16 protein-coding genes are annotated in these 14,795 nt (G+C 64.1%); 10 read left to right on the forward strand and 6 right to left on the reverse strand.

The genetic code is table 11. The annotated features are described in order from the left end of the window. Nucleotides 1–2 precede the first annotated feature (2 nt). Nucleotides 3–1,211 carry an ABC transporter substrate-binding protein gene (locus tag ABIB95_RS24930; RefSeq protein ID WP_354242904.1) on the reverse strand — a complete coding sequence of 403 codons (1,209 nt, stop codon included), beginning with the start codon at nucleotides 1,209–1,211 and terminating at the stop codon, nucleotides 3–5. Between the two features lie 104 nt (nucleotides 1,212–1,315). On the opposite strand from ABIB95_RS24930, the gene ABIB95_RS24935 reads away from it, so the two are divergent. Beyond that, the gene (locus ABIB95_RS24935; RefSeq protein WP_354242907.1) at nucleotides 1,316–1,795 is read left to right on the forward strand and encodes a MarR family winged helix-turn-helix transcriptional regulator; all 480 of its coding nucleotides are present in this window, start codon (nucleotides 1,316–1,318) and stop codon (nucleotides 1,793–1,795) included. 9 nt (nucleotides 1,796–1,804) lie between these two features. Here the strand turns inward: ABIB95_RS24935 and ABIB95_RS24940 are convergent, their stop codons facing one another. Further along, nucleotides 1,805–2,482, reverse strand: coding sequence for a TetR/AcrR family transcriptional regulator (locus tag ABIB95_RS24940; RefSeq protein ID WP_502917868.1), 678 nt, complete (start codon nucleotides 2,480–2,482; stop codon nucleotides 1,805–1,807). A 172-nt stretch (nucleotides 2,483–2,654) separates the two neighbouring features. Here ABIB95_RS24940 and ABIB95_RS24945 point away from each other — a divergent pair, with 172 nt between their 5' ends. The 4 genes from ABIB95_RS24945 (at nucleotide 2,655) to ABIB95_RS24960 (ending at nucleotide 5,370) form a co-directional block, all read left to right on the forward strand. After that, complete coding sequence (locus tag ABIB95_RS24945; protein ID WP_166101843.1) at nucleotides 2,655–3,518, forward strand: DUF3313 domain-containing protein; 864 nt, start codon at nucleotides 2,655–2,657, stop codon at nucleotides 3,516–3,518. A 62-nt stretch (nucleotides 3,519–3,580) separates the two neighbouring features. After that, entirely contained in the window at nucleotides 3,581–3,835 is a 255-nt protein-coding gene (locus tag ABIB95_RS24950; protein ID WP_166101841.1) for a hypothetical protein, read from the forward strand. Nucleotides 3,836–3,952: 117 nt separating this feature from the next. Continuing rightward, nucleotides 3,953–4,279 carry a hypothetical protein gene (locus ABIB95_RS24955; protein ID WP_354242911.1) on the forward strand — a complete coding sequence of 109 codons (327 nt, stop codon included), beginning with the start codon at nucleotides 3,953–3,955 and terminating at the stop codon, nucleotides 4,277–4,279. 143 nt (nucleotides 4,280–4,422) lie between these two features. After that, complete coding sequence (locus tag ABIB95_RS24960) at nucleotides 4,423–5,370, forward strand: LysM peptidoglycan-binding domain-containing protein (protein WP_166343694.1); 948 nt, start codon at nucleotides 4,423–4,425, stop codon at nucleotides 5,368–5,370. A gap of 55 nt (nucleotides 5,371–5,425) precedes the next feature. On the opposite strand, the gene ABIB95_RS24965 is transcribed toward ABIB95_RS24960, so the two are convergent. Both ABIB95_RS24965 and ABIB95_RS24970 read right to left on the reverse strand, forming a co-directional pair. Continuing rightward, nucleotides 5,426–6,499 carry a tartrate dehydrogenase gene (locus ABIB95_RS24965; RefSeq protein WP_354242915.1) on the reverse strand — a complete coding sequence of 358 codons (1,074 nt, stop codon included), beginning with the start codon at nucleotides 6,497–6,499 and terminating at the stop codon, nucleotides 5,426–5,428. A gap of 21 nt (nucleotides 6,500–6,520) precedes the next feature. Continuing rightward, the gene (locus tag ABIB95_RS24970) at nucleotides 6,521–7,819 is read right to left on the reverse strand and encodes an MFS transporter (protein WP_354242918.1); all 1,299 of its coding nucleotides are present in this window, start codon (nucleotides 7,817–7,819) and stop codon (nucleotides 6,521–6,523) included. 156 nt (nucleotides 7,820–7,975) lie between these two features. Between ABIB95_RS24970 and ABIB95_RS24975 the strand changes: the two genes are divergently transcribed. Both ABIB95_RS24975 and ABIB95_RS24980 read left to right on the forward strand, forming a co-directional pair. Beyond that, nucleotides 7,976–8,893 (forward strand): LysR family transcriptional regulator, encoded by a 918-nt coding sequence (locus ABIB95_RS24975; RefSeq protein ID WP_014492993.1) that lies wholly within the window; start codon nucleotides 7,976–7,978, stop codon nucleotides 8,891–8,893. A gap of 38 nt (nucleotides 8,894–8,931) precedes the next feature. Next, nucleotides 8,932–9,756 (forward strand): aspartate dehydrogenase, encoded by an 825-nt coding sequence (locus tag ABIB95_RS24980; protein ID WP_354242921.1) that lies wholly within the window; start codon nucleotides 8,932–8,934, stop codon nucleotides 9,754–9,756. Between the two features lie 3 nt (nucleotides 9,757–9,759). Here ABIB95_RS24980 and ABIB95_RS24985 read toward each other — a convergent pair whose 3' ends face one another. Next, on the reverse strand, nucleotides 9,760–11,064 hold the full coding sequence (locus ABIB95_RS24985; RefSeq protein ID WP_354242924.1) for a PQQ-dependent sugar dehydrogenase: 1,305 nt from the start codon (nucleotides 11,062–11,064) through the stop codon (nucleotides 9,760–9,762). Nucleotides 11,065–11,413: 349 nt separating this feature from the next. Between ABIB95_RS24985 and ABIB95_RS24990 the strand changes: the two genes are divergently transcribed. From ABIB95_RS24990 to ABIB95_RS25000, 3 genes are all read left to right on the forward strand, one after another. Next, nucleotides 11,414–11,977, forward strand: coding sequence for a hypothetical protein (locus ABIB95_RS24990; protein ID WP_354242927.1), 564 nt, complete (start codon nucleotides 11,414–11,416; stop codon nucleotides 11,975–11,977). A gap of 323 nt (nucleotides 11,978–12,300) precedes the next feature. After that, nucleotides 12,301–12,507, forward strand: a complete 207-nt coding sequence (locus ABIB95_RS24995; RefSeq protein ID WP_028147657.1) for a hypothetical protein — start codon at nucleotides 12,301–12,303, stop codon at nucleotides 12,505–12,507. Between the two features lie 293 nt (nucleotides 12,508–12,800). Then, on the forward strand, nucleotides 12,801–13,007 hold the full coding sequence (locus ABIB95_RS25000) for a DUF2934 domain-containing protein (RefSeq protein WP_071910441.1): 207 nt from the start codon (nucleotides 12,801–12,803) through the stop codon (nucleotides 13,005–13,007). A gap of 1,138 nt (nucleotides 13,008–14,145) precedes the next feature. On the opposite strand, the gene ABIB95_RS25005 is transcribed toward ABIB95_RS25000, so the two are convergent. Then, entirely contained in the window at nucleotides 14,146–14,772 is a 627-nt protein-coding gene (locus ABIB95_RS25005) for a methyltransferase family protein (protein ID WP_063981571.1), read from the reverse strand. Between the last annotated feature and the right edge of the window lie 23 nt (nucleotides 14,773–14,795).

Below are 14,795 nucleotides of genomic sequence, written 5' to 3' on the forward strand. Positions count from 1 at the left end.
CGTTATTGCGTGGTCAGCGGACACTTGCCTTCGCTCTCCGCGCGGAATGCGTCCTCGCCCTTGATCGTGGCGACGACCTTCAGCAGGTCCCAGGCCGAATTCGACTCCTCGGGCGCCTTGACCTGGAGCAAATAGAGCGGGTGGATCTTGCGTCCGTCCTTGCGGATGTAGCCCTTGCCGAACAGCGGATCGTCCGTCGGCATCTCCTTCATCGCGGCGACGACGGCCTTGCCGTCCTTGGCGCCGCCGACCTTGTCGACCGCCTTGAGGTAGTGAGTGACCGAGGCATAGACGCCGGCCTGCATGTCGTTGGGATAGGCCTTCGAGGGAATGCGCTCGGCGAAGCGTTTGGCGAAAGCCCGCGTGCCGTCGTTCAGATCCCAGTAGAACGGGTTCATGATCTGCGCGCCCTGCGCAAACTTCAGTCCGAGTGAGGGAAGGCCGTTCATCCCCAGGATCAATCCGACCAGCTTGTGGTCCTTGGTCAGCCCGAACTCGGCGGCCTGCTTCATCGAGGTGATGGTATCGTCGCCGGCATTGGCGAAGCCGACGACGTTCGCGCCCGAAGCCTGGGCCTGGAGCAGGAAGGAGGCGTAGTCGGCCGTTCCCAGCGGATGCCGCACGCTGCCGAGCACCTCGCCGCCGGACGCTTTCACGGCCTCCGCGGCCTGCTTCTCCAGATCGTGGCCGAACGCGTAGTCGGCGGTGATGAAGAACCACTTCTTGCCGCCCTGCTGCACGATCGCCTTGCCGAGGCCACGCCCGTAGGCATAGGTGTCGTAGGTCCAGTGCACGGTGTTGGGCGTGCATTTTTCGCCGGTGAGCAGCACCGTGCCGGCCCCCGATCCGACGAAGACCTTGTTCTTCTCGGCGCTCATGCCGGCGACAGCGAGCGCGATCGAGGAGTTGGGGATGTCGAAGATCGCGTCCACGCCGTCATTCTCGTACCAGCGCCTGGCGATGCCGATCCCGATGTCCGTCTTGTTCTGGTGATCCGCCGCGACGACCTCGACGGGCTTGCCGGCGGCCTTGCCGCCATAATCCTCGACCGCCATTTTTGCGGCGACGACCGAGCCGATGCCCTGATAGCTCGCGAACGGACCGGATTGGTCGTTCAGGATGCCGATCTTCACGGCATCCTGGGCAAAGCCCGGCGCGGCAACCAGCATCGAGGCCAAAATGCACAATTTGTGCAGGAATTTGCTGTTCATTGTGTCCCTCCCATATGCGGTCTTGGTGCCGCTAAATAATAGTTATATTTTATAGCTATTTTTGAGAGTGTCAATTCGGCTGTGGCCGCCGCGGATTGAGGATCATGAGCTCGAAAACCGTAAGACCCGGGTTGAAATCCGATCAGCAGCCGGAGAAATCGCTGGACCTGCGCGCGCTCCGGCGGACGCCCGGCTTCATGCTGCGCCTCGCGCAATTGAAGTTTTTCGAAGGCTTTTACGAGGAGTTCGCCGCGTTGGGCCTGACGCCGGCGACCTATGCGATCTTCGCCGTCATTCGTGACAATGCCGGCGTGCCGCCGAGCAGCCTCGCCAGCCTGCTTCGGCTGCGCTTGCCGAACCTGATCAAGATCCTGAACGAGCTCGAATCGTCCGGCTTCATCAAGCGCAACCGCTCGAAGGCGGACCGCCGCGCCGTCGAGCTGATGCTGACGCCGAAGGGCGCAAAGCTCATTGCCGAGGGGGCAAGGCTGACGGAGCCCTATAACGAAAAGATGCTGGCCCCGCTCAGCGCGGCCGAGCAGCGCACGCTGCTGGAATTGCTGAACCGGCTCCTGCCGCTCTAGGGGCGGGCTCTATCGCTTCCTGACCAGCTTCAGGGGACGACCGGTCTTCTGAATGCGGGGCTTGATCGCAACGCTCCGCGCGTCGGGCGGATTCAGGAAGCGGACGAGCATCGTTCTCAGATGCTCTACGCTCTGCTTGATATCCAGCTTGGGATTGCGGATCGGCATGGCGCGGGATCCGTCGACGAGGGCGATCAGGATGTTCGCCGTTGCTTCCGGATCTAACCCTGGATCCACCCGTCCCTGCTGCTGCGCCCGGCGCAGGAAGTCGCTCCACATGCGGCGGACCGCCGCGGTGTGGCGTTCGATGATCGCAGCGAATTCAGGATTGCGGGCGGCCTCCGCGAGACCATCCAGATTGAGGATCTGGGCGGGACGAAACCGCAGGCTGGTTTCCTCGATATCGACGAGCAGTGCCTCGATCACGTCGGCGGCCGCGAGAATCTTTTCAAACCGCTCGGCCGACCGCGCGAGACCGAGGTCGATCATCGCCTCGATGATCGCCTCCTTGCTCGCGAAGTAGTGATAGAGGTGGCCCGGACTGATGCCGGCTTCGGTGCAGATATCTGTCGTGCTGGCGCCGCGGAAGCCGTCCCTGATGAAGCAGCGGATCGCCGCGCCGAGGATTTCCCCGCGCTTCTGCTCATGCTTGACGGGGTCGACTTTCCTCAAACCGGACATCTCCATTCACGCTCGCCCCGTTTAGCACGACGGTCCGCCACGAGAAAATCAAAATTAGAGAGTTCCATCTATTTATGTTGACGGATGTTGCGAGGCGTGAGAAGTGATTATTAGAGCGATCTCTCTAATAAGCTGCCGATGCGGGAATGGGACCATGCGCTTTCCACGGACGGCCCTGATGGGTGCCGCGCTTGCGCTCGGAGGGTGTGCGACCGCGCCGCTCGAACAGGCCGGCTCGCTCAGGAGCTACGACCGGATGTCGGAAGCGAACGGGCTGGTGACGCGATCGAAAATCCGCGTGAACAAGCAGGATGTGCTGGCGGCGAAGACGATCCGGATCGCATCAACCGTCTTTCCCGCGCGCACGGATGTCGTCTTGAACGAAAAGGAACGTCGCCTGGTTGCGAACGCCATAAGCCGCGAGCTGTGTCTCCGCTTGAGCGAGCGCTTCCGTATCGTCTCATCCGATGACGATGCCGATCTCACGGTGCAGGCGACGGTGACGCATGCCGCGCCGACCAGCCCGACCGCCTCCGGCGCATCGAAAGCCCTGTCGATTGCCAAGACCGTTGCGCTTCCCGGCGTGCCGGTACCGGTGCCGAGGCTTCCGGTCGGGCTCGGCAGCCTGTCGGTCGAGGCGGAAGCGCGCGATTTTGCAGGATTTCAGAAGGCGGCCATGGTCTGGGCGCGCGGCGCCAACTCGATTACCAACTCTCCGCGGGTCGCCAATGAGGGCGATGCCTACGATCTCGCCGCCGATTTCGGCACGGACTTCGCAAAACTGGTTACGACCGGAGAGTCGCCGTTCGGCGGCATCCCCGCGCTGCCGCCGATGGACAGCATTCCCGTGCGGCTCGGCGGTGCGCCCAAATACGTCGCATGCGAAGCGTTCGGACGGTTTCCCGGCATCACCGGCATCGCGGGGCAGGGGCTCGGCCTGCCGCCGGCCTGGACCGATTCCGGCGCCAAGGAGAGCCCGGCCAACAATCCGGCCCCGCCGCCTGTGCCCGGAGCGAATTCAGAGCAGGCGCTGACACAGTGATGCGGCCGCGCGCCCCGCAACATCCGAGCTCGACATATTGGTAGCCGATCAGAGTTGATGACATGCTGACATCCGGAATAACTCGCCCTTCCCAACGCGCTTTGCGCCAAAGCGCAGCGCGTGACGATGCGCGCGCGAGCAGCGTTCCCCTGTTCACGGCCGATGAGGCGTGGAGCCGGACCAACGCAGATCGGCATGCAGTCGACGAGAGGGATGACCAGGACTCGATGCTCGAGCCCGGCTTCTGGATGACGGCCCTGGTCGCGTTCCTGCCCACGGTCGCCGGCTGCCTCTATCTCGTCCTGACCCAGGGATGAGGCGCGCAGCGAGCGCGGCACCGGGGACAAGCGATGCATTCACGATATGAGTTGGCGTGCGGCCAGCGAAGGTCCGTCTTCGGCCGCCGCAGATCTCTGGCGGCCTTGTCCGCCATCTTGACGCTGCTGCTGGCGGGATGCGCGTCGAGCGGGAATTTGCCTCCTGTCTATCATCCTCCGCGTCCGCCTGGTGCCAAGGCGGTGCAGGAGGGCGTCAGGAAGGCAGCCGCCGAAGTCAAGCTGACCGGGGGACTCGAGACATCCGCCGTCCGCCCTACCGACCACGGGCCGGGGTCGTATTTCGTCTGCCTGAGGCAGGGCGCTGGTCCGTCTGACAGACACCCGGCCTATTCGGTCTTTTTCGACGATGACGCCTACAAGGGAGTCCAGAGCTCGGTGATCCTCGATACCTGCGAAGGCCAGCCATGGGTTCCGTTCAATTGATGCCGGGGGATGCAAGGGGGCAGAATGAGAACCTCGACCGACGGGCGTCACGGGCCCGGTTCCGTGCCCCAAAATCCACCCAATCGGTGGTCACTAAGCCCGCGGAGGAGGCCTTTGCCTCCCATGGTGGGACTGCTCGACGGATGATCGATTTGAGGCGGCTAGTCGTGCTGGCAGCGGTTGCGCTGCTCGCCCTAGGCACCGGCATGGCCGCTGCCTCACCTGCGAAGCCGAAGCGCCCCGCGGTCGCGACCGCTGCGCCGCCGCCTCCCGCTCCGCCGGTCGAGCCGCTGCCGCCGCCAAAGATCTACCTGTTCCGCGGCGCCATGGGGCCGATCTTCTCGACCGGCATGGACCGGCTCAGCGAAAAGCTGACGAAGGCCGGCTTCTCGGCCGACGTCTATGAATTCACCATCTGCCGATGGATCGGCGATCGTGTCATCTCCAGCTACAAGGAGAGCCCGGCGCCGATCGTGCTGATCGGCCACTCCATGGGCGGGCTGTGCTCGGTCGTGATCTCCGAGATGGCGGCCAAGGAGAACATCCGGATCAGCCTCGTCATCGCCATCGATTCCGCGCATGCGACCGGCGACGTGCCGCTCAATGTCGAGCGCTTCATCAACATCTTCCTCTCCGACAGCGTGCTCGGCGGCGGCGACGTCGTGGCCGTGCCCGGCTATCGGGGCCATTACGCGAGCTACGACCTCAAGGAGAACAGCCGCGTCTCGCACATCAACATCGAGAAGTCGGACGACATCCATCGCCAGATCATCGAGATGGTGACGCAGCTGCCACGCATCCCCGCGCAGAGCCAGGCCGATGCGGTACCGTTGCGCTATCTCGTGCCGCCGAACACGCCGGTGGAATTGTGGGACTCTGGCGTGCGGGTGCCGGTGCGCGCGGGCGACACCATGGAGAGCATCGCCGCCGCCCGCCGCGTGCCGCTGTGGACGCTGGCGCAGAGCAATTCGCTGGCGGAGAACGCGACCCTCACCCCCGGCCAGTCCATCATCGTCCCGCGCCATCTGACGCCGCCCGAGCCTGTGGCCGCCATGGCGGCGCCGGCGCCTCCGCCGCAAGGGCGGAAGTAGTTGATCCACAACTCGTCATGGCCGGGACAAGCCCGGCCATGACGTCGGGTAGCGATTACACGTTCGTCCCGTGGATCGCGTCGATCACGGCGTCCGTGACGTCCTTCGTCGTCGCCTTGCCGCCGACATCGGGCGTCAGCACGCCGGCCGCGCAGACGCGTTCGACCGCCGACATCAGCCGTATTGCCGCGTCCTTCTCGCCGAGATGCTCGAGCATCTGGGCACCGGTCCAGAAGGTCGCGACCGGGTTGGCGATGCCCTTGCCGGTGATGTCGAACGCCGAGCCGTGGATCGGCTCGAACATCGAGGGGAAGCGGCGCTGCGGGTCGATGTTGCCGGTAGGCGCCACCCCGAGGCTGCCGGCGAGTGCGCCGGCAAGATCGGAGAGGATGTCGGCGTGGAGGTTGGTCGCAACGATCGTGTCGAGGCTCTTCGGATGCAGCGTCATGCGCACCGTCATGGCGTCGACCAGCATCTTGTCCCAGGTCACATCGGGGAATTCGGACGCGACTTCGGCTGCGATCTCGTCCCACATCACCATGCCGTGGCGCTGCGCGTTCGACTTGGTCACGACGGTCAGGAATTTGCGCGGCCGCGACTGCGCGAGCTGGAAGGCGTAGCGCATGATGCGGGTGACGCCGACGCGGGTGAACACCGCGACCTCGGTGCCGACCTCCTCCGGCAGGCCCTTGTGGGCACGGCCGCCCATGCCGGCATATTCGCCTTCCGAGTTCTCGCGCACGATCACCCAGTCGAGATCGCCGACGCCGACATTGCGCAACGGCGAAGCGACGCCGGGCAGGATCTTGGTCGGCCGCACATTGGCGTATTGGTCAAAGCCCTGGCAGATCGGTAGGCGCAGGCCCCACAGCGTGATGTGGTCGGGCACGTCAGGCGCGCCGACCGCGCCGAAATAGATCGCGTCGAATTTCTTCAGCTCGGCAAGGCCCTCGGCCGGCATCATCACGCCGTGCTTCTTGTAATAGTCCGAGCCCCAGTCGAACGTCTTGACGTTGAAGGCGAGGTCGCCGCTGCGTTTTGCCAGAGCCTCCAGCACGCGGATTCCGGCCGAGATGACCTCGGGGCCGATGCCGTCGGCGGGAATTGCTGCGATCGAATGGGTGCGCATGAAGATGCTCCGTTTGAGATGTCAGTGGGATTGCGGGACGGGTTCGACGGGCGCGGTCTGCGCGCGCGACAATAGCAGGGTCAGGACCGCGGAGAGAACGAGCAGGCCGCTGACGAAATAGAGTCCGCCGACAAAACTGCCGGTCTGCTCCTTGATCCAGCCGATCATGGCGGGTCCGACGAAGCCGCCGAGATTGCCGATCGAGTTGATGGTGGCGATCCCTGCTGCGGCCGCGGGGCCGGACAGGAACAGCGTCGGCATGCTCCACAGCGGCGGCTTGGCCGAGGAGATGCCGATGTTCACCAGCGCCAGCGCGACCAGCACGGTGACCACGCCGGTTGCAAGCCCGGCAAAGGCGAGCCCCACGGCCGCGAGCAGGCAGGCGAGCACGACGTGCCAGGTGCGCTCGCCGGTGCGGTCCGAATGCCGCGCCCACAGCACCATGGCGACGACGGCGGCGGTTGCCGGCAGCGCATTGAGGAAGCCGACCTGGAGCGTGGACAGGCCGAACTGCTTGATGATCTGCGGCGCCCAGACGCCGAGCGTGTAGAGGCCTGCCGAGGTGCCGAAATAGATCAGCGACAGCGCCAGCACCCGCGGGTCCGCAAGCCCGCGCCAGATGCTGTGGCTCGCGGTCGCGGCTCTGCTGGTGGTCTCCACGTTCATGGTCTCGACCAGCCAGCGCCGCTCATCGTCGGCAAGCCATTTCGCCTTCTCGGGGCGATCGGTCAGGAAGCCCAGCACGACGAAGCCGAGCAGCACGGCCGGCACCGCTTCGAGCACGAACAGCCATTGCCAGCCCTTGAAGCCGAGATGACCGTCCATCTCCAGCAGCGCGCCTGATATCGGCGAGCCCAGCACGGTCGAGAGTGGCGCGGCCGCCATGAACAGCGCGGTCACCGCGGCGCGCTGGCGCGCCGGGAACCAGTAGGAGAGATAGAGGATGATGCCGGGGAAGAAGCCGGCTTCGGCGACGCCGAGCAGGAAGCGCAGCACATAGAAGCTGGTCGGGCCCTGCACGAACGCCATCGCGGCCGACACGAGGCCCCAGGTGATCATCACCCGCGCGATCCAGATCCGCGCGCCGACCTTGTGCAGGATGATGTTGGAGGGCACCTCGAACAGGAAATAGCCCCAGAAGAAGATGCCGGCGCCGAAGCCGTAGACGGTGGGCGACAGGCCGATGTCCTTGTTCATCGTCAGCGAGGCAAAGCCGATATTGACGCGGTCGATGAAGGCCACGAAGTACAGCAGCATGATGAAGGGAACGATGCGCCAAGTGATCTTGCGCAGCACGCGCGTCTGAATCTCGCTCGCCACCCTGGCCTCCTCGAGTTCCGGCTTGTTGTTGTATCGGCGGACCCTGAGGTCCACGCCTGCAACGAGCCTAGGCGGGGGAAGGAGGCATACTCAATTGGCGCTGGTTTATACAAAAAAATGATATAATCATCGCCTGGCGAGACGAGAGGACCTTGGATGGAATTGCATCAGTTGCGATGCTTCGTGGCGGCGGCCGAGCAGCTGCATTTCGGCCATGCGGCGCAGCAGCTCCAGATGCTGCCCTCCGCGCTCGGCCGGCAGATCAGGCTGTTGGAAGAAGATCTGGGAACGCGGCTGTTCGCGCGGACCACGCGCGCGGTGTCGCTGACGGAAGACGGCACGACGCTGCTGCGCGATGCCCGCGCCATCCTCGCCAAGGTCGAGGCGGTCGAGAGTAATCTGCGCAACCGCTCGCGTGCCGGCGCCGCGCGGCGGCTGCGGGTCGGCGCCATCGACAGCGCGGCGGCGGGATTGCTGCCGCCGCTCTTGCGCGATTTCCGCGACAAGCATCCTGAGATCGCGGTGCAGCTGCTCGAAGACAAGACCGTCCGGCTGCTGCCGAAGATTTTGACCGGCGCGCTGGATCTCGCCTTCGTCCGCCCGCCCGACAGTGCGGACAAGCGGCTCGAATTCCGCGATCTGCTCCAGGAGACCGCGATCGTGGCGTTTCCGCAGCGGCATGCGCTCGCCGAGCGCAAGTCGATCACGCTGGCGCAGATCGCTGACGAGGCGATGCTGGTGCCGGACCGCCGCTCGCGGCCGCACAGCCACGACCTCACTATCAAACTGTTCGAGCAGGCCGGGCTGACGCCGCGCATCGTGCAGGTCGCCGACGAGAAGCAGACCATCATCCATCTGGTGGCAACGAAGCTCGGCGTTGCGATCGTGCCGCGCTGGACCACGCGGATGGCGGTGACGGGCGTGCGCTTCGTGCCGCTGCGGCCGAAGCAGAGCGGCCCCATCGGCCGGCTGCCGCTTGCCGCCGCGTGGCTGCGTGGTTCGCGCGACCCGGCCCGCGATGCCATGCTGGCGGTGCTGGAGGCGCGCCTGCGCAGCTATGCGCGGGAGGCGTGAGCGGCTATGACATGGGCCTGGCGAGAAGGTGGGATGCGATGACTGGACAGAAAGCTTCGAACGAATTGCGGGTTGCCATCGCAGGCCTGGGCTCGATCGGCACCAAGATCGCGACCGCACTCGATCAGGGCATCGAGGGGCTGACGCTGTCCGCTGTCGCCGTGCGTGATCCCGCCAAGCATCAGGCGTTTCTGGGCGGCCTGCGTCGTGCGCCATCCGTGCTGCCGATCGATCAGCTCGGTGACGCCGCGGATATCGTGGTCGAATGCGCGCCGAGCAGCCAGTTGCGCGCGATCGTCGAGCCCGCGGTGAAGCGCGGCAGGGCCGCGGTCGTCGTCAGCGTCGGCGGGCTGCTCGACAATTTCGATCTCGTCGATCTTGCCCGCGCCAATGGCGGCCGGATCATCGTGCCGACCGGCGCGCTGATCGGGCTCGACGCCGTCAACGCCGCCGCAATCGGCACCATCAACTCGGTGAAGATGGTGACGCGCAAGCCGATCGACGGTCTGAAGGGCGCGCCCTTCATCGTCGAAAACAACATCGATATCGACAATCTGCGCGAGCCGCTCAAGCTGTTCGAGGGCACCGCGCGCGAGGCCGCAAAGGGCTTTCCAGCCAATCTCAACGTCGCGGTCGCGCTGTCGCTCGCGGGTGTCGGGCCGGACCGCACCTCCGTGCAGATCTGGGCCGACCCGGCCGTGACGCGCAACGTTCACCGCATCGAGGTCGAGGCCGATTCCGCACGCTTCTCGATGTCCATCGAGAACATCCCGTCGGAGAATCCCAAGACTGGGATCATCACCGCGCTGTCCGTGATCGCGCTGCTGCGCAAGCAGCGCGCTACGTTGTGTGTCGGGACGTAATTCTTACGCGCCCGTCACGCGCCAGATCACGTTGCCGACGTCGTCTGCCATCAGCAGCGACTTCTTGTCGGGTCCGATCACGACGCCGACCGGACGGCCGTAGGATTCCTTCTCGTCCGGTGACAGGAAGCCCGACAGGATGTCGCGACCGGGGCCGGAGGGCTTGCCGTTCTCGAACGGGATGAACACCAGTTTGTAGCCCGAGAGAGTGCTGCGATTCCACGAGCCGTGCTGGCCGATCACCATGCCGTCGGGGAAGCCGGGCAGGGTCCCTGCGGGCATCCAGCACAGGCCGAGCGAAGCGGTGTGGCCGCCGAGCGCGTAGTCCGGTTGAAGCGCCTTGGCGACCATCGCCGGATCCTGCGGCACGCGGTCGTCCACCGTCTTGCCCCAGTAGCAATAGGGCCAGCCGTAGAAGCCGCCGTCGCGCACCGAGGTGAGATAATCCGGCGGCGTCTCGTCGCCGAGACCGTCGCGCTCGTTGACGACGGTCCAGAGCACGTTCGTATTGGGCTCCCACGCGAGTCCAACCGGGTTGCGCAGTCCCGCACCAAAAATGCGATGCGTGCCGGCGGCGAGATCGAGCTCATAGACCGCGGCGCGGCCCTCCTCGACCTCCATGCCCATCTCGGCGATGTTGCTGAGTGAGCCGACACCGGCATAGAGCTTCTTGCCGTCGGGGCTTGCGAGCAGGCTGCGTGTCCAGTGGCCGCTCGGCTTGAACGTCGTGAGCCGCTTGCCCGGCGCGGTGATGCGATCGGCATTGGCGACATAGGGGAAGGCCATCACGCCGTCGGTGTTGCCGACATAGAATGTGTTGCCGACCAGCGCCATGCCGAACGGCTGGCTGAGGTTCTCCATGAAGGCGCCGCGCACTTCGGCGACGCCGTCGCCGTCCTTGTCGCGCAGCAGCGTGATGCGGTTGGCGCTGACGCCGAGCGCTGCGGCGCGCCGCATCGTCGCCTGCATCGCATAGTGAAACACCGACCTCGGCGCGCCCGCAATCTGCGTCGCCTCCGCGATCAGCACGTCGCCATTCGGCAGCACCTCGATCCAGCGCGGATGGTCGAGCCCGGCCGCGAATGCATTGACCTTGAGCCCGGGGGCGACCGTCGGCTTCTGGCCCTCGCTCCAGCCCCTGGCCGTCGGCATCTTCAAGGTCGGCAGCGCCCCCTGCGGCTTCGCTTCGGGAATCGCCGGCGCCTGGCCCCAGGCCGGCGCGGGCGCGGTGCCCGACAGCCGCCGCCATTGCAGCGCGGCACCGCCGATCAGCGCGACGAACTGCGCGAAGATGCTGGAAAAGGTCATGGAAATCCCCTGTTGAACGTACGGCACAGTCCAACGACGGATCGCCCAAAGCCCCGCGCGGGCTCAGACCTTATCGTCGACCTCTCCAGATCCACGATGGGATGTCGTCGTGCCTTTTTGCGCGCGCATCCAACTGGGTAGCGGCAAAAAGGTCAACCGTTACGGAACTCGATCAGCGCCTATTCCCGAGGAATGGCAGCCGACCAAATTTGCATGGAGAGGAAAGTCAGCGGCCGATGTGCCGGTCCAGCCGCCGGCGCGAGCCTCTGCTGCTACGCTAGGCACGCCCAAAGAACTGACTGATTTTCGGTGCCATTGCCCGCCGCGCGCCGTTACGACATCTCCAGGCATGCAACTGTTTAACCATCCGTTAACCATAGCTATTCATGATACTGCCCGTGTAGGTGTGTTCGCGACGAGCTTGAACTGCATGGCGCAGCGTGGTTCCAGAGCGCCAGTTGGAGGGGATGAGGGCATCTTGAGCTTTCCCTCACCGCTGGCACCAGACAAGGGAGCAACAGCTCTCGATCTGGTATATCAAGCGGCCGATGTCTTCCGCGATATGGAGAAGCACGCCCGCGAGACCGAAGCCCGTGCCCAATCACTTTGCACGAGCGCCATAGAAAGATTGCGGCTGGCCGAAGGGCGAGCGGAGGCCGCCGAGCGGGCACAGCGTGAACTCACCGTAGCCACCCAAACTAAGCTGCAAGATGCTTGCCGAGCGCTGGAGCAAGCCCAGTGCTGCATTGAAGCTCAGAAGGATAAGTTGACGGCCGTAGAGCTTCGCGCCGAAGTTGCGGAAGCCGAAGCGCGACAAGCCAAGGAAGCGCTCGCGCTCGTTGAAGAGGCCATTCGCAAGCGTCTGCTTTGCGCAAATCCGCATGCCGATGGCAGGTTGGCAGCGGTAGCCTGATCAATTGCGACTGCAATGGCTCACTGGGGGCTACCGCGCGGACCGGCGCGGCACGGGCGAACTACCCCTGCTGCAAGCCTGGCGGTAGCCACCTCCTTTAGCATTTGAAATCGGCTGGGATTGGGTTCGATCCAAATAGGGGCTGGTGCAGCCTGAGAGGCTCATTTTACTTGCGGGACAAGACGCCGCGTGACCCGCGCGCCAATCCAAATGACAGAGCCAAACGATAACGAACTATTAACCATGTTGGGCTATCTGGAGAATTGGGCATTCGGGGCGCGTGTGCTGGCTTGCGGGCCAGCCGGTAGCGTAGGCGTGGACCCATGGCCCTTGACCCGGAAGAACTCGTCACCCTGACAGATCATGGCTCGATGAAACTGCGCGCGGCAGTATCGCGCGCGATGACGTTGCCACCCAAGGAGCGCAAGCGGACGACAATCGTCCGCGAGGGTGAACCGGCGATCCTGCATTTCGAGCAGATCAAAAACCTTGCGGCGCGGTGGAACGAACGGCTCGCGCCAATCGACTGACTAGTTTCGCTGTGCCGGTGTCAATCGGGCCCCGAGCCCCCAAAAGGGGCGGCCCGTGTACGGCCTCGTCGACCCTCGGTAAGCATGAGTTTGATGCCGGTCGCCGCATGCGGATTATCGTTCGTTGCGACCGGCGTCCGCGAAGGCCGCCGAGATTTCTCGCAATGAGCGCCGACCGCCCTTGGGCCGCACCCGCACGACTCATGGCTTTCGCTGCCCCGTTAAGATTTCATTAACCCTACTGGAGCAAGTCTTTTGACTGGGCTGGGCGGATCATTCGCAAGGAAAATCCCATGCCAAATCTGGAAGAGGCAATTCGCGAGCGCGCCTACCACCTCTGGGTCGCCGATGGGCAACCCGACGGAAAGGCGGAAGTCCATTGGATGCATGCTCAATACGAAATTCTCGAGGCGTCAGTCGCAAACCCTGCTGTGGCTGACATCGCAGTGACAAAACCCGCCAGAAGGGTGCGATCCCCGAAAAAGCAAAACTCGCGCTGACGGGTCCAGCGCGAGGACGTGCGCCATTCGCAATTCGGTCGGCGGGCTGCCGGTCGTCGTTAGAAATGACATCCAACGATGCGGGAATTGGCAGCCTCGCTAACCCAAATTTCTTCGAGAGGAACAGACAACAACACCTAGACTATTCGTCGGGTCGGCAGTTCAATTGGCATTGGTTGATCGAGTCGGTTTCTCGCACCATCCAGCGCCGAGAGCGACGAGCGCCGACGTGACCAGAGCCAATGGCAACCAGTGTCCGACGGGACCAGCGTCCATAAGGCCAGCGTCAAAGAGGCCAGGGTCCAGAAGGCCAGCGTAGAGCGAGCATCAACCCTGCAAGCAGCCCGCCAAGTCTGCTCGCAGCCCAACTTGGCAAGACACGGCAAGGCCTTTGCCAGCGAAGAGCCTTTGAGGCTTTTGGGACCATCGGTTACTCCGATGGTCCCTTTTCATTGTGGTGCCATTGGCGCGAGACATCGGGCGGCTGTTGCTTCCGCGTTCACCATGCAATCGAGCGAGGAACGCTATTTGATCGTCGCGTGCACAGTGATTGCCGACGTGCCAGAAGCTGTCGGTCCCTGACCCGTCGCTTTGATGGCAAAGGTATCGCTACCCTTATATTTGGCCTTCGCCTTGTATTCGAACGTAGACAGGTTGACCCTTTTCAGCTTGCCGTGTGACGGCTTTTGAGAGATGTCCGAGCCACTCACCGTGCCGCGTATCTTGATTGGAAATTGGCAACTTCCTCCGGACGTGAGGTCAATGTCGGCCGTCGAGTTCTCGCCCCAATCCGCTAGTGTGCCTGAGATTGAGCATTCAGAAACGGCCGCCGCCCGAGATACAGACGGTAGGCTTGGACAGCTAGCGATGAGCGCCAACGCGGCGACCTTTGACAACTGCATAATAGGCTTCTCCGTAGCGTTGTCAGTTTACGGACATCACTCCTCTGGCACCCCGGCTAGGGCTAGGCCGCATGCCCTCGCAGACCCGCTCTCGTCCTGCGAGATATTTCGTATCGTCGCTTGCTTGGCTGACAAGCAAGCGACTGATGGTAAAGCTTGGATCGAGCGCAAGTCCGACACTAGCAGTAACGTCGTGCAGAGAAAGCGGAACGCAGCGACCGCGCCTTCAGGACGCTTCACCGCGGCGACAGGAACGGAATGATCATCGGCACGCGACGGCAATAGGCGCCGTAGGCGTCTTCGCCGAGCTCCTTGGACAGAAACACCTCTTCCATCCGGCCCTTCTGCCACATGCCGAGCGAGATCAGGATGGCGCCGAGGATCGTCGTTACGAGGCCGATCGCGATGCCGGTGACGAGCATGCCTGCAATCAGTCCCGTGTAGATCGGGTGACGCACGATGCCGTAGGGGCCAGTGTCGATAACGCGGTGGTCTTCCTTGTGGGTGATGGTGTTGGACCAGAATTTTCCGAGATGCAGCCGGCCCCACCAGGCGAAGGCGATGCCGGCGGCCGAGAGGACCGCGGCGATGTAGATGCCGGTGTTGCCGAGCACCCAGAGCGGCTTCCAGCCCAGGACCTGTGCAACCCACGGCGTGTACAGGATTCCGCCGACCAGGATCGGCAGGCGATAGCGCTGCGACTCCAGCGTCATGACCTGCTTCTGGGTGCGGCCCTGCCAGAACGAGGCGCCGACCCAGCTGGCGAGAAAGGCGAGCCAGATCAAGGCCAGGAGTTCGGTCGGCCAGGTCGTGGTCCAGCCACCCCAGGCCACGGAGAGAAGCTTGCTGAAATCGAAGGACATGAAGGTTCTTTGCGTTTGGGCGG

The organism is Bradyrhizobium sp. LA2.1 (genome assembly GCF_040547725.1).
GTDB lineage: Bacteria > Pseudomonadota > Alphaproteobacteria > Rhizobiales > Xanthobacteraceae > Bradyrhizobium > Bradyrhizobium barranii.

Coding starts and splice junctions, on each gene's coding strand:
- ABIB95_RS24930 (WP_354242904.1), bottom strand. CDS start 1,211: ATGAACAGCAAATTCCTGCACAAATTGTGCATTTTGGCCTCGATGCTG.
- ABIB95_RS24935 (WP_354242907.1), top strand. CDS start 1,316: ATGAGCTCGAAAACCGTAAGACCCGGGTTGAAATCCGATCAGCAGCCG.
- ABIB95_RS24940 (WP_502917868.1), bottom strand. CDS start 2,482: ATGGAGATGTCCGGTTTGAGGAAAGTCGACCCCGTCAAGCATGAGCAG.
- ABIB95_RS24945 (WP_166101843.1), top strand. CDS start 2,655: ATGGGTGCCGCGCTTGCGCTCGGAGGGTGTGCGACCGCGCCGCTCGAA.
- ABIB95_RS24950 (WP_166101841.1), top strand. CDS start 3,581: ATGCTGACATCCGGAATAACTCGCCCTTCCCAACGCGCTTTGCGCCAA.
- ABIB95_RS24960 (WP_166343694.1), top strand. CDS start 4,423: ATGATCGATTTGAGGCGGCTAGTCGTGCTGGCAGCGGTTGCGCTGCTC.
- ABIB95_RS24965 (WP_354242915.1), bottom strand. CDS start 6,499: ATGCGCACCCATTCGATCGCAGCAATTCCCGCCGACGGCATCGGCCCC.
- ABIB95_RS24975 (WP_014492993.1), top strand. CDS start 7,976: ATGGAATTGCATCAGTTGCGATGCTTCGTGGCGGCGGCCGAGCAGCTG.
- ABIB95_RS24980 (WP_354242921.1), top strand. CDS start 8,932: ATGACTGGACAGAAAGCTTCGAACGAATTGCGGGTTGCCATCGCAGGC.
- ABIB95_RS24985 (WP_354242924.1), bottom strand. CDS start 11,064: ATGACCTTTTCCAGCATCTTCGCGCAGTTCGTCGCGCTGATCGGCGGT.
- ABIB95_RS24990 (WP_354242927.1), top strand. CDS start 11,414: ATGCAACTGTTTAACCATCCGTTAACCATAGCTATTCATGATACTGCC.
- ABIB95_RS24995 (WP_028147657.1), top strand. CDS start 12,301: ATGGCCCTTGACCCGGAAGAACTCGTCACCCTGACAGATCATGGCTCG.
- ABIB95_RS25000 (WP_071910441.1), top strand. CDS start 12,801: ATGCCAAATCTGGAAGAGGCAATTCGCGAGCGCGCCTACCACCTCTGG.
- ABIB95_RS25005 (WP_063981571.1), bottom strand. CDS start 14,772: ATGTCCTTCGATTTCAGCAAGCTTCTCTCCGTGGCCTGGGGTGGCTGG.